Genomic DNA, 13,037 nt, shown 5'->3' on the forward strand with positions numbered 1-13,037 from the left:
GAGATGTCCGCACGAGGCCGCGCCCGTCAATTCCGTTCGTCGGCGGGCGGCGCGAGATGCTCGCCGCCGTCGACGGTCAGCGTCGCGCCCGTCACGCCCGGCGCATCCGCGAGATAGCACGCGGCGTCGGCGATGTCGTCCGCGCGCGGCGCCCGCCCGCGCACGAGGCCGACTACCCGCACCTTCGGCGCGAGCGCGAGCGCCTGCGCGGTGGTCGCGCGGTGCAGCGCGGCTTGCGCGAGCGAGTGCGACAGGCGCTCGGGCGCCGGATGAAACAGCGTCTCGTCGAGCAGATGAATCACGACCGCGCGCTCGCGCTCGTCGTCGCGCGCGGCGTCGGGCGTCGCGTCGGCGAGCGTGCGCGCGAGCACGAGCGGCGCGGCGACGCCGCGCGCCATCGCGCACGCGAGCGACGCGTAGCCGACGTCGCGCGCGTTGTCCGCGACGGGCGCGGGCTGCGCGACGACGCACGCCGGCCGGCCGAGCGCCGCGCCGCACTCGGCGACGAGCCGCGCGACATCCGTCTCGGCCGACAGATCGGCGACGAGCACCGCCGCGCGGCGGCCGAGCGCCTCGACTTCGGCGGCGAGCGCGGCGGCCGCGCGGGCTTCGTCGCCCGCGGCGGCCGCGAGCGCGACGTCCCAGCCGCGCCGAGCGAAGCCGACGGCGAGCGCGCGTCCGACGGCCGCGGCGTCGGGCGCGGGCCGCGCGGCGGTGGGCGCGCCGCCCGGGCGCGCGGCATGCGAAGCGGTGTCCGCCTGCTGCCCGCCTGCTCGCGGGGCGCCCATCGGCGCGCCATCCGCCGTCGGCGCGCAGGATGGCGCGTCGCCCGCCGGGGCGGCATCGGCCGCCTGCGGTGCGACCGCCCGTGCCGCTTCGGCGGCGCATGCTTGCGCGGCGCCCGTATGCACGGCGCCCGTGATCAGCACGACCCGCGCGGTGCGGGCCGCGGATGTGTCGCAGGTGTCGGCGGGGACGGTCATTTACAATGCCGGGATGAATCCGAAAGCTCACGAACCCGCTAGTTTACCCGTTCCCGGCCCCGACGCGCTCGCGCAGTCCGAAGCGCTCGCCGCTTCGCTGCGCGCCGAAATCGCCTCGGCGGGCGGCTGGATCCCGTTTTCACGCTACATGGAGCGCGTGTTGTACGCGCCGGGCATGGGCTACTACAGCGGCGGCGCGCAGAAATTCGGCCGGCGCGCCGACGACGGCAGCGATTTCGTGACCGCGCCCGAGCTGTCGCCGCTCTTCGCGCAAACGCTCGCGCGCCCCGTCGCGCAGGCGCTCGACGCGAGCGGCACGCGGCGCGTGATGGAGTTCGGCGCGGGCACGGGCAAGCTCGCGGCGGGGTTGCTGACCGCGCTGGCCGCGCTCGGCGTCGAGCTGGACGAATATGCGATCGTCGATCTGTCCGGCGAGCTGCGCGCGCGCCAGCGCGAGACGCTCGGCGCGCAAGCGCCCGGCCTCGCCGCGCGCGTGCGCTGGCTCGATGCGCTGCCCGAGCGCTTCGAGGGCGTCGTGGTCGGCAATGAAGTGCTGGACGCGATGCCGGTGCGGCTCGTCGCGAAGCAGGCGCGCGGCTGGTGCGAGCGCGGCGTATCGATCGACGATGCGGGCGCGTTCGTGTTCGCCGATCGGCCGTTCGCGCGCGCCGAAGAGGCGGCGCGGCTCGCGGGGATCGATGCCGACGAAGGCTACGTGACCGAGACGCACGATGCGGCGGTGGCGTTCGTCCGCACGGTGTGCGCGATGCTCGCGCGCGGCGCCGCGTTCTTCATCGACTACGGCTTTCCGAGCCACGAGTACTATCACCGGCAGCGCGCGCAGGGCACGCTGATGTGCCACTACCGGCACCGTGCGCACGGCGATCCGTTCGTCTATCCGGGGCTGCAGGACATCACCGCGCACGTCGAATTCAGCGCGATCCACGAGGCGGGCGTCGGCGCGGGCGCGGATCTGCTCGGCTATACGTCGCAGGCGCGTTTCCTGCTGAACGCGGGGATCACCGACGTGCTCGCCGAGATCGACCCGTCCGACGCGCAGCATTTCCTGCCCGCCGCGAACGCGGTGCAGAAGCTGATTTCCGAGGCGGAGATGGGCGAGCTCTTCAAGGTGATCGCTTTCTCGCGCGGCATCGACGGCGCGCTCGACGCGTTCGCGCGCGGCGACCGCTCGCACACGCTGTAGCCGGGGCCGGACGCGACGCGATGCTGCGCTGGCTGCTCACCACGTTCATCGCCGTGATGGTGCTCACGCGCGCGTGGCCGTGGCTGTCGAGGCTCGGCGTCGGGCGGCTGCCGGGCGACGTGACGCTCAAGCTCGGCTCGCGCGTCTATCCGTTCCCGTTCATGTCGACGCTCGTGATCATGGGCATCGTGTCGGTGATCGCGCGGCTCTGGTGACGTCGGCGGGCGGGCACCGCGTTCGGACGGTTCCGACGCGGCGCGCGCAGCCGGCCGCCTGCCGCGCATCGCACCGTGCGCGCTCGCGTTACAGCTCGAGCTCGCCGAGAATCCGATGCGCGAGCGCCTTCGCCTCGTTGAACGCTTCCGCCTCGTTCGTGCTCGTCGCCTCGACCTCGTAGAGCGTGTTGTCGGGCGGGCCGCCTTCGTTCCGGGACAGGATCACGTAGCCCTGGAAGCGTCCGTTATCCGTCTTGCGGGTGTGCGCCTTGGCCGTGTAAAGGCCTTTCGTGTAGGTGTTGCCGCCGTCCATGATGCCTCTCCCGAGAAAGGACGCCCCCATCGTAGCATTCCGACGCAGCGCGTTCAGCGGCGGCAGGAACGCGCGGCTGGCGCGCCCGCGCATGGGGGGCCGGGGGGGGCGTGAGAATGCACGGGCGGCGCGACGCCCGTCACGCGACGTCAGGTCGCGTCACGCTGCCTCACGTCACGTCACGTCACGTCACGTCACGCCGCGACGAGCGCGACGACCTCGTCGAGCGTCGGCGCGTGCGCGCCCGTGTGCCGGCACGCCGCCGCGCCCGCCGCGAGCGCGAACGCCAGATGCTCGCGCCAGCCGCGCGCCGGCACGGTCATCAGGCTGAACAGCAGGCCGCCGATCGTCGCGTCGCCCGCGCCGACCGTATCGGCGACCTCGATGCGCGGCGGCTGCGCGTCGAGCGTCGCGCCGTGCGCGTAGAGCGTCGCCGTGTCGGGCCCGCGCGTGACGAGCAGCGCCGCTTGCGGATTGAGCGCGCGCAGCCGCGCGGTCGCGCTCGCTTCGTCTTCGCCCGCGAACAGGTGGCGCAGATCTTCGTCGGACACCTTGATCAGATCGGCGAGCTCGGCCATCTTCGCGAGCGTCGGCCGGTAGCTGTCCGTCATCAGGTTCCGGTAGTTCGGGTCGAAGCTGATTTTCACGCCTGCTTCGCGCAGTTCGGCGGCGAGCGCGACGAGCGTCGAGGCGAGCGGTTCGCGCACGAGGCTGATGCAGCCGAAATGCGCCCACTTCACGTGTTCGCGCCAGCCGTCGGGCAGCCGTTTCGGATCGAACGCGAGATCGGCGCTGTTTTCGCCGATGAAGAAATATGCGGGCGGCTGGGTCTCGTGGACGATCGCGAGGAGCGGCGCGCGATCGACGCGCTGCAGGAAGCGCAGATCGAGGCCGGCTGCCTCGCTTTCGCGCCACAGCGCGTCGGAGAAGCAGTCGCGGCCCACCGCGCCCGCGCACGCGCTCGGCGCGCCGAGCCGTGCGACCGCGCGCGCGACGTTCCAGCCCGCGCCGCCCGGGCGCGACGTCCAGTGCGCGCCGCCCGTGCGGACCATGTCGGTGAGGATGTCGCCCGCCGACACGAATTGCGGAAATCCTGCGCTCATCGCACTCCTCCGTCGCGGCGGCGCGCGGCGCCGTCGCCTTTGCCGTAGCCGGCGTTGCCGTTGTTCACGACGTTGCCGCCGTGCCCGTTGCCGCGCGCTGCGGGCGCGGCCTCGCCGTCGCCCGTGCGCGCGCCGGGCGCCTCGCCGTCGCGCGTCGACGCAAGCGCGTGCAGCACCTCGTAGCACGCGCCCATCGTGTGATAGTCGGTCTTGCCGGCCGGGCTCTTCTCGTCGCTGTACTTGCGGTTGTCGCAGGTGAGGATTCGGTACCACGCGCCGTAGCGGTGATCGACGAAATGCGCCCAGCTGTAGCGCCAGATCTCGTCGTACCAGTCCCAGAAGCGCTCGCTGCCGGTGCGCCGCGCGAGCAGCGCGGCCGCCGCGAAGCTCTCGGCCTGCACCCAGAAGTACTTGTCGTGGTCGCACACCGTGTAGTCCGGGCCGAAACCGTAGCAGAGGCCGCCGTGATCGCTGTCCCACGCGTGCGAGAACGCCGCGTCGAACAGCTCGATCGCGCGCGGCGCGAGCCAGTCGAGCGGGCGGTGGCGCTCGAGAATCAGCAACAGCTTGGCCCATTCGGTCTGGTGGCCGGGCTGGAAGCCCCACGGCCGGAAGATGTTCGAGCTGTCTTCCTTGTTGTATTCCCAGTCGATCGACCAGTCCGCGTGAAAGTGCTCCCACACGAGCCCCCGTGACAGCGCGGCCTGCCGCTGCACGATGTTCGTCGCGATCTTCTCCGCGCGATCGAGATACGTCAGGTGGCCCGTCGCCTCGTACGCGGCGAGGAGCGCTTCGGTCGCGTGCATGTTCGCGTTCTGTCCGCGGTAGCTCGACACGGTCCAGTTCGGCGTCGCGTCGTCCGCGTAGAGGCCCGCCGCGCGATCCCAGAAGCGGTGCTCCATCAGGTCGAACGTATGCGCGATGAGCGGCCGCGCCTCTTCGACGCCCGCCATCACGGCATGCGCGGCCGCGAGCAGCACGAACGCGAGCCCGTAGCAGTGGCGCGTGCCGTCGCGCGTTGAGCGCTTCTCGCCGTCGCGCCATTCGATCTCCCAGTCATAGCCTTCGTGCTCGGCGTCCCAGTGCGCGTCGCGCAGGAAGCGCAGCCCGTGGCGCACGTACTCGAGATGCCGCGCGTCGCCGAAGTGGCGGTACGCCATCGCGTAGTTGAAGACGAAGCGGCAACTGCTGACGAGATGGCGCGTCGCGCGCTCGTAGACGCTGCCGTCGTCGCGGAAAAAGTGGTAGAAGCCGCCCGACGGGTCGAACGCGTGCGGCGCGTAGAAGCGCAGCGTGTCCTCGACGTGCGCGACGAGGAACTGCGGGTCGCGGAAGCTCGCGACGTACGGCGCGGCGGCGGGCGGCGCGTTGGGCGCCGGACGGGGGGCGGGCGTGGCTGAGGTCGTCATGATCCGAGTACCGAGGTGAGGGCGCGCGGCGCGTGTGCGGCGCCTGCGCTGCTGGCCCGCGCGACGAGCTGCACGGGGAGGCTGAGTTCGGCTTGCGCGGGCGAATCGGCGAGCAGCAGCTCGACGCCTTGCCGGCCGAGCGCTTCCTTGTCGATCGCGAGCGTCGTGAGGGGCGGGGCCGCGTGCGCGGCGGCCGGGATGTCGTCGAAGCCGACGAATGCGATGTCCTCGGGCACGCGCACGCCGCGCTCGACGCACACGCGCATCGCGGCGAGTGCGGCCGCATCGTTGTACGCGAACACTGCGTCGGGCAGCGGGCCGCCCGCGTCGAGCAGTTGCCGCATCGCGTGCGCCGCGCCGGCGTCGGGGCCGAGGCTCGTGTCGATCGACAGCTCGAGCGACGGATCGAACAGCATGCCCGCGTCGAAGAACGCACGGCGATAGCCGAGCGCGCGCTGCGCGATGCTGTAGTGCGCGAGCGAGCCGCCGATGAACGCGATGCGCCGGCGGCCCGATGCGAACAGGTGATGCATCGCGAGCGCCGCGCCGCCCGCGTTGTCGACGTTGATCGAGCGCAGTCCGGGCGCGCGGATGTCGATGAGCACGAGCGGCCGGCCCGTCGCGGCGAGCGCCTCGAGCGTCTCCGGCTCCATGAAACCCGCGACCGCGATCGCGTCGGGCGCGTGCGGACGCATCTGGCGGATCACGTCGTCGGTCGGGCCCGTCGTCAGCAGCGACGGCACGATGCCGCGCTCGCGGCATGCATCTTCCACGCCGTGCAGCACGTGGGAGAAGAACGGCGTCGTCGCGAAGTTGTTGTGCTGGCGATGCAGCAGGAACGTGAGCCGCTTGATCCGCGGGCGCAGTTGCGTCGGATCGTAGTTCATCCGATGCGCGATCTCGACGATGCGCGCGCGCGTCGCCTCGGACAGGCCGGGCTGATTCTTGAGCGCGCGCGACACGGTGCCGATCGACACGTTGGCCGCTTGCGCAACGTCGCGAATGGTGGTGCCCATCGTTTGAGCCGGGATGTTTAGGGTGTTGGCGATTGTATAGTAAAAATCGCCGCGAAACGTCCCGGAATCATCTCGATCGCGCTTATAAGTGCTTATGTATAAACGGTAAATATGCTCATAATTGTTTACTAAAAATACTAAACAGAATGGCCTGGGCGGCGCGGCCGGCGCTTATGCCGCGGTCCGGAAGATCGCGGCCGCCTCGCGCAGCGCGGCCGCCTCGCCGGCGAGCGCGCCCGCGGCGCTCGCCGCCTTTTGCACGAGCAGCGCGTTGTGCTGCGTCATCTCGTCCATTTGCGCGACCGCGCGGCTCACCTGATCGATGCCGCTGCGCTGCTCGTCGGACGCGTGCGAGATTTCGTCGACGAGCGTCGCGACCTGCCGCACCGACGCGAGCATGCCGACGATCGTGTTGCCCGCCGCCTGCACCGTGTCCGCGCCGAGCTCGACTTCGCCCGTCACGTCGGCGATCAGCGCCGAGATTTCCTTCGCCGCCTGCGCGCTGCGGTGCGCGAGGCCGCGCACCTCCTGCGCGACGACCGCGAAGCCGCGCCCAGCCTGGCCGGCGCGCGCCGCCTCGACAGCCGCGTTCAGCGCGAGCAGGTTGGTCTGGAACGCGATGCCCTCGATCGTCGACGAGATGCTGCGGATCTGCTGCGAGCGCACCGACAGCGCTTCCATCCGCGCGATCGCGTCGCGCGCGGCTGCGTCGCCTTGCTCGGCCTGCGCCGATGCGGCGAGCGCGAGCGAACTCGCCTGTCGTGCGTGATCGGCGTTCGTGCGCACCGTCGCCGCGAGCTGCTCCATGCTGCTGGCCGTCTGCTGCAGGCCGGCCGCGTGTTCGTCGGTGCGGCGCGACAGGTCGTGGTTGCCATGCGCGATGTCGGACGTCGCGTGCGCGATCGCGTCGGCCGCGCGCTGCAGCGTGCCGATCGTCGCCGCGAGGCGCGCGCGCATCGCGTGCATCGCATGCAGCACGCTGCCGGACGCGGCGTCGGCGGCGCGCACGTCGAGCGCGAGATTGCCGGACGCGATCTCGTTCGCGACGCTCGCCGCGTAGTCCGGCTCGCCGCCCAGTTGCCGCGCGAGCGCGCGCGCCATCGCCGCGCACAGGAGCGCGACGGCCGCGACGCCCGCGAGCACGCAGCCCGCGACCGCCCACTGGACGAGCCGCGCGACGCCGCGCGCGCAATCGTACGCGCGCTGCGCGGCCTCGAGCTGCTCCTGACGCAACTGCGCGGCCTCGCCCTTCACGCGTTGCGCGACGGGATCGAGCGTCTGCGTGACGACCCATTGCGCTTCGGACAGGTTGTTCGCCTTCAGCAGATCGACGGCGGGCCGGATGCCCTTGTCGCGCAGCGTCGCCCAGTCGGCGGCGAGGCGTTCGGCCTGCTCGCGCTCGGCGCCGGCGCGCGGCGTCGCGCGGAAGTCGGCGAGCAGGCGGTCGATCGCGGCGGCGTCGCGCGCCGACGCTGCCGCGACCGCCTCGGTCTTGGCGGCGGACGGATCAAGCACGGCGTCGCCGACCGCGTAGCGCGTCTGCGTGACGAGCTCGTCGATCGACGAAATCCGCTGCAGCGTCTTCGCGCGATCTTCGAAGACATGCGCGAGCGCGTCGCCGACGCGCGCGACACCGGCGAGGCCGATGCCGCCGACGGCGACGAGCACGAGAACGACGACCGCGACGAGGATGCGCAGACGGGTTTTGACGGTGAGGCGGGTGGTGTTCATCGAGGGTTCCGGAAGCGGCGCGCCGCGCTCGTGACGCGTCGAGCCGTGACGAGAAGCCGGCTTAACGGCGCCGCGGAACCGGGATTGAATGAATTTTTCGTGAAGCGATGCCCCGATGTGGGGCGGCGACCGCCGGGCGGGTGCGCCGGGGCGGATGCGATGGCCGATGAGGCGGGGCTGGGACAGGGCGGCCGAAAGCGCGATGCGCGAATCGGCGAGCGAACGGTGCGTTCGATGCGCGCTGCGTCGGCGCGCAGCGGCGGCGTGAAGAAGCGCCTGAGGCGACGTCGGCGGAGGACGCCGAAAATTCGATGTGCCGACGAAACCGGAAAATCGCGAAGCCGCGCGGCCATGAAGCCCTGCGCGCCCCGAAAACGGGGAAGCGCCCCGCTGCGAAGCTTTGGCGGCGCGAGCGCGGCGCGGCTGGCGCAAGCCCGCTTCGCCGCGCCCGTTGCTCAGCGTTTCGCCGCGCTCGCGTTCGCGCCGGAGCCGATCGCCCGGCCGCCGTGCGCGCCCGGCTGCCGCTCGCGGCTCGTGTCGCGCGCTCCCCAGCGCTGCGCAAGCGCCGCGCAGGTCATCAGCTGGATCTGGTGGAACAGCATCAGCGGCAGCACGATCGCGCCGACCGCGTGCGCGGCGAAGATCACCTTCGCCATCGGCACGCCGGCCGCGAGGCTCTTCTTCGAGCCGCAGAAGATGATCGTGATCTGGTCCGCGCGGTTGAAGCCGAGCCGCTTGCTGACGATCGTCGTGACCGCGAGCGCGATCGCGAGCAGCACGACGTTGACGACGACGAGGCCCGCGAGCGCCATCGGCGGAATCTGGTGCCAGAGCCCTTCGTTCACGGCCTCGCTGAACGCGACGTAGACGACGAGCAGGATCGAGCCCTGATCGACGAAGCGCAGCACGCCGCGATTGCGCTCGATCCAGCCGCCGATCACGGGCCGCAGCAACTGGCCGGCGAGGAACGGCACGAGCAACTGCATGACGATCGCGCCGATCGTGCTCCAAGGCGACGCCGTCGCGCCCGTGCCCTGCGTCGACACCATCACGCCGACGAGCGCCGGCGTGACGAAGATGCCGAGCAGGCTCGATGCGGACGCCGAGCACACGGCGGCCGGCACGTTGCCCTTCGCGATCGACGTGAACGCGATCGACGACTGCACGGTGGACGGCAGCGTGCAGAGGAACAGCACGCCGGCGTACAGCGCGGGCGTGACGAGCGGCGTGAGCACGGGCTTGAGCGCGAGGCCGAGCAGCGGGAACAGCGCGAACGTGCTGAGCAGCACGACCACGTGCAGCCGCCAGTGCGTCGCGCCCGCAATGATCGCCTCGCGCGACAGCTTCGCGCCGTGCAGGAAGAACAGCAGGCCGACCGCGATGTCGGTCGCCCAGTTGAACGCGTGCGCGGCCTCGCCGCGGCACGGCAGGAAGCTCGCGAGCACGACGGTGCCGACGAGCGCGAGCGTGAAGTTGTCGGGAACGAAGCGGGAGCGCGCCATCTCGGGTCTCGGTCGAATGCGGTGGATGCGCCACGGCCCGCGGGGCGGGCGGTGCGGCGGTTGTCGGTCCGATATTGTCGCGGCCGGGGATTGAATAGGCAAATTCATTCGAAGAATCGATTGATGACTCGAATGCATGCCGATGCGCGCTTCCCGCGCATCGCAACCTTACGGCGGAAAGGATCGAAAACCGGCGGCGCGCGCGCTCGGAAAACGTGCGCGGAATCGGCAAAAGCCATGCAGTAACACGGTGTTACACCGATGCTTTTGGTCTAACACTTTTGCGCTCGACACGTTTTCGCGCCGCCCATAAATTACCGCTGAAAGGCTTGCGCGCGATTTAGGTGCGCGCGCGGGCGAAAAAGCCAAGCGGCAGACCCACCAATCATGATGACGGAACGGGCAATACGGAAGATCGGGCGATGGGCGGCGGGCGCGATAGGCGCGCTCGCGGCGACGCTCGTCTTCGCGCAGCCGCCGCACGGCGGCGGGCCCGGTTTCGGCGGCGGTCGCGGCGGCGCGCCATACATGGCGGGCGGCGGAGGCGGCTGGCGCGGCGCGCCCGGCTATCTGCGCGCGGCGCCGCGCGGCGGCGGCGACGCGCGCATCGGCGTGAACGGCTACCGCCAGCGCTGGGGGCTGCGCCCGACGCCGTCGTATGGCCGCTACGCGACGCAAAACCCGTACCGGCCGATCAGCGCCGAAGCGCGCCAGGCGCCGCACGCGCCGGGCTCGGCGAACCTGCCGATGCGCGCCGGCTCGATCCGGGCAGACGTCGCGCGCTACAACGAGGAGCGCGGCGGCCGTCCCGCGCCGGTGCCGCGGCAGGATGAATCCCCGCGCCTGCCGTTCTTCGCGCCGTTCTATCGCAACTGAGCGCCGGTTCGGCGCTCGCGCTGCCGCCGGCTGATGCAAATCCGCGACACTTGCGCGAAATCCTGCCTCGCATTTCCTTGATTACGCTATCTTTCGCGCGTTGTTGCGAGGACGACGCGCGCACGCCGGCGTTTTCCCCGTGTTCGAGGCGCCGCCGGCGATCGTTGCCGGCGCGTTCGGCGCGCGCGGGAAAGCCATCCGTCAGTTTGAAACCGGCGAGCCGATCGCCGACGCCCGACAAATCGCCGGGAAGTTAACGCTGACGCTATATCCGCAATAAGTCCCTCCTTTTTTGACCGGAAAAATGGCTCGGGAAGATGGCGACGCCCCCGAACGGCATCGCGTCTTCCGGACGTCGCCCGCCCGTTCGCCTCGCTTCCGTTAGACGACAATCTGGAGATCACATGAAGTCATCCGTCAGCCGCGCGCTGCAAACCACTTTCGCGTGCGCCGCCGTCGCGGCGCTGGCCGCGGGCGCGCCGAGCGTTCGCGCGCAATCGAGCGTTCAGCTCTACGGGCAAGTCGACGAATGGATCGGCGCGCAGAAATTTCCGGGCGGGCAGCGCGCGTGGGGCGTGCAGGGCGGCGGGATGTCGACGTCGTACTGGGGGCTGCGCGGCACGGAGGATCTCGGCGGCGGCTATCAGGCGATCTTCACGCTGGAGGATTTCTTCCGCGCGCAGAACGGCCATTACGGCCGCTTCGACGGCGACACGTTCTTCGGCCGCAACGCCTATGTCGGACTCGCGACGCCGTACGGCACGGTGCGCGCCGGGCGTCTGACGACGCAGCTCTTCGTCTCGACGATCCTCTTCAATCCGTTCGTCGATTCGTACGTGTTCTCGCCGATGGTGTACCACGTGTTCCTCGGCCTCGGCACGTTCCCGACGTATACGACCGATCAGGGCGTGGTCGGCGATTCGGGCTGGAACAACGCGATCGACTACACGAGCCCGAGCTTCGGCGGCTTCAACGCGGCCGCGATGTACGCGTTCGGCAATACGGCGGGCGACAACCGCTCGAAGAAGTGGAGCGGCCAGCTGAACTATTCGAACGGCCCGTTCGCGGCGACGGCGGTCTATCAATACGTGAACTTCAACGGCGGCCCGGGCGATCTCGGCGCGCTCGTGTCGGGGATGAAGAGCCAGGGCGTCGCGCAGGTCGGCCTGTCGTACGACTTCAAGCTTGCGAAGATCTACGCGCAATACATGTATACGAACAACGAGCGCAACGCCGGCAACTGGCACGTGAACACCGTGCAAGGCGGCGTGGCGGTGCCGCTCGGGCCGGGCAGCGCGCTCGCGTCGTACGCGTATTCGCGTGATTCGGGCGGGCTCGATCAGACGCGTCGCACGTGGGCGCTCGGCTACGACTACCCGCTGTCGAAGCGCACCGACCTGTACGCGGCGTACATGAACGATCGCTACTCGGGCATGTCGAGCGGCGACACGTTCGGCGCGGGAATTCGTGCGAAGTTCTAACCAATCGGAACCCGGGCGCGCACTGTCCGGGCGATGCACGAAAAAGTGAGCGGCGTCACATTAAACGGCGCCGTTTTGCCTTTTTTGACGTTTTCAATTCACCAGCTTTGTTACAGTTGCTTGCGATTGCATAATTCCCCTCGATTGCGAGCATTTCGGATGGATACCCTCGTCAGCATGAATGTGTTCCGCTATGTCGTCGAAGTCGGCAGCTTCGTCGGCGCGGCCGAGCGCATGGAGATGTCGGCTGCGATGGCGAGCAAGCATGTGATGCATCTCGAGCATCAGCTCGGCGCGCGTCTCTTGCATCGCACGACGCGCCGCGTCGCGCCGACGGAGGCGGGACGCGAATACTACGAGCGGCTCGTGCAGGCGCTCACCGAACTCGACGAGGCCGGGCAGGCGGTGGGCGCCGCGAGCGTCGTGCCACAAGGGCGGCTGCGCGTGACGTCGCTGTCCGCGTTCGGGCTGCGGCACGTGATGGACGCGGTGACGTCGTACGCGCAGCGCTACGCCGACGTGACGGTCGAGATCACGCTGTCCGACCGCGTCGTCGAGCTGATCGACGAAGGCTACGACGTCGCGGTGCGCGCGGCGCCCGCCGGCATGAAGTCGTCGTCGCTCGTCGCGCGGCAGATCGCGACCGCGCACATCCTGCTCGTCGCTTCGCCCGACTATCTCGCGAAGCACGGCACGCCGACGACGATCGCCGATCTTCAGCATCACAGCTTCATTCGCCGCGAGCCGAACGAGACGCTGCTCGACGCGGCGATCTCCGACGTCGCGGCCGCCTCGCGCGTGCCGCTGTCGGGCAACGTGATCGTCAATCATCTCGAAGGGCTGCGCGTCGCGGTGCTGGACGGCGCGGGCATCGCGCTCCTCGGCACCGAAGTGGTGGGCGAGGACATCGAGTCCGGCCGTCTCGTGCCGTTGCTGCTCGATGCGCTGCCGCCGCGCGAGCTGCCGATCTACGCGGTGTACGCGAGCCGCCGGCACGTATCGGCGAAGGTGCGCTCGTTCGTCGATTTCCTCGCCGATCGCTTCGCCGGCCAGTCGCTGTGCCCGTCGATCGACGAGCGGTTGCGGCAGTTCGCGATGCCGCGGATGAAGCGGCTCGGATGATGCGCACGGGCGCCGCGTAGCGACGAAAAAAAAGCGGACCGTTCGGTCCGCTCCAGACTCAAGACTCAAGACGAACCCTCGC

Annotated in this window: 13 protein-coding genes; 6 read left to right on the forward strand and 7 right to left on the reverse strand. The window is 70.2% G+C overall.

Annotated elements, in window-relative coordinates; translation table 11 throughout:
* Window positions 1–26: 26 nt before the first annotated feature.
* Window positions 27–983 carry an SDR family oxidoreductase gene (locus BTH_RS13685; protein ID WP_009893354.1) on the reverse strand — a complete coding sequence of 319 codons (957 nt, stop codon included), beginning with the start codon at window positions 981–983 and terminating at the stop codon, window positions 27–29.
* 13 nt (window positions 984–996) lie between these two features.
* On the opposite strand from BTH_RS13685, the gene BTH_RS13690 reads away from it, so the two are divergent.
* Window positions 997–2,187, forward strand: a complete 1,191-nt coding sequence (locus tag BTH_RS13690) for a class I SAM-dependent methyltransferase (protein ID WP_009893353.1) — start codon at window positions 997–999, stop codon at window positions 2,185–2,187.
* Between the two features lie 20 nt (window positions 2,188–2,207).
* Window positions 2,208–2,402 carry a DUF2905 domain-containing protein gene (locus tag BTH_RS13695; protein WP_009893351.1) on the forward strand — a complete coding sequence of 65 codons (195 nt, stop codon included), beginning with the start codon at window positions 2,208–2,210 and terminating at the stop codon, window positions 2,400–2,402.
* 88 nt (window positions 2,403–2,490) lie between these two features.
* On the opposite strand, the gene BTH_RS13700 is transcribed toward BTH_RS13695, so the two are convergent.
* From BTH_RS13700 to BTH_RS13725, 6 genes are all read right to left on the reverse strand, one after another.
* Window positions 2,491–2,715 carry a hypothetical protein gene (locus tag BTH_RS13700; protein ID WP_009893349.1) on the reverse strand — a complete coding sequence of 75 codons (225 nt, stop codon included), beginning with the start codon at window positions 2,713–2,715 and terminating at the stop codon, window positions 2,491–2,493.
* Between the two features lie 194 nt (window positions 2,716–2,909).
* Entirely contained in the window at window positions 2,910–3,818 is a 909-nt protein-coding gene (locus tag BTH_RS13705) for a carbohydrate kinase family protein (protein ID WP_009893348.1), read from the reverse strand.
* Entirely contained in the window at window positions 3,815–5,227 is a 1,413-nt protein-coding gene (locus BTH_RS13710) for an AGE family epimerase/isomerase (protein WP_009893347.1), read from the reverse strand. Before BTH_RS13710 ends, BTH_RS13705 begins: the two co-directional genes overlap by 4 nt.
* The gene (locus tag BTH_RS13715; RefSeq protein WP_009893345.1) at window positions 5,224–6,243 is read right to left on the reverse strand and encodes a LacI family DNA-binding transcriptional regulator; all 1,020 of its coding nucleotides are present in this window, start codon (window positions 6,241–6,243) and stop codon (window positions 5,224–5,226) included. Before BTH_RS13715 ends, BTH_RS13710 begins: the two co-directional genes overlap by 4 nt.
* Window positions 6,244–6,414: 171 nt before the next feature.
* Complete coding sequence (locus BTH_RS13720) at window positions 6,415–7,974, reverse strand: methyl-accepting chemotaxis protein (RefSeq protein WP_009893344.1); 1,560 nt, start codon at window positions 7,972–7,974, stop codon at window positions 6,415–6,417.
* Between the two features lie 455 nt (window positions 7,975–8,429).
* On the reverse strand, window positions 8,430–9,476 hold the full coding sequence (locus tag BTH_RS13725; protein WP_009893343.1) for a bile acid:sodium symporter family protein: 1,047 nt from the start codon (window positions 9,474–9,476) through the stop codon (window positions 8,430–8,432).
* 387 nt (window positions 9,477–9,863) lie between these two features.
* Here BTH_RS13725 and BTH_RS34495 point away from each other — a divergent pair, with 387 nt between their 5' ends.
* The 4 genes from BTH_RS34495 to BTH_RS13745 all read left to right on the forward strand — a co-directional run bounded on the left by BTH_RS34495 (window position 9,864) and on the right by BTH_RS13745 (window position 12,955).
* On the forward strand, window positions 9,864–10,352 hold the full coding sequence (locus tag BTH_RS34495; RefSeq protein ID WP_009908372.1) for a hypothetical protein: 489 nt from the start codon (window positions 9,864–9,866) through the stop codon (window positions 10,350–10,352).
* A 139-nt stretch (window positions 10,353–10,491) separates the two neighbouring features.
* Entirely contained in the window at window positions 10,492–10,632 is a 141-nt protein-coding gene (locus tag BTH_RS34500) for a hypothetical protein (protein WP_009893340.1), read from the forward strand.
* A gap of 124 nt (window positions 10,633–10,756) precedes the next feature.
* A complete protein-coding gene (locus tag BTH_RS13740; protein WP_009893339.1) occupies window positions 10,757–11,833 on the forward strand; it encodes a porin in 1,077 nt (358 codons plus the stop codon).
* Window positions 11,834–11,992: 159 nt separating this feature from the next.
* Window positions 11,993–12,955: a LysR family transcriptional regulator gene (locus tag BTH_RS13745; RefSeq protein ID WP_009893337.1), complete on the forward strand. Its 963-nt coding sequence runs from the start codon at window positions 11,993–11,995 to the stop codon at window positions 12,953–12,955.
* The last annotated feature ends 82 nt before the right edge of the window (window positions 12,956–13,037 follow it).

Source organism: Burkholderia thailandensis E264, assembly GCF_000012365.1.
Lineage (GTDB): Bacteria > Pseudomonadota > Gammaproteobacteria > Burkholderiales > Burkholderiaceae > Burkholderia > Burkholderia thailandensis.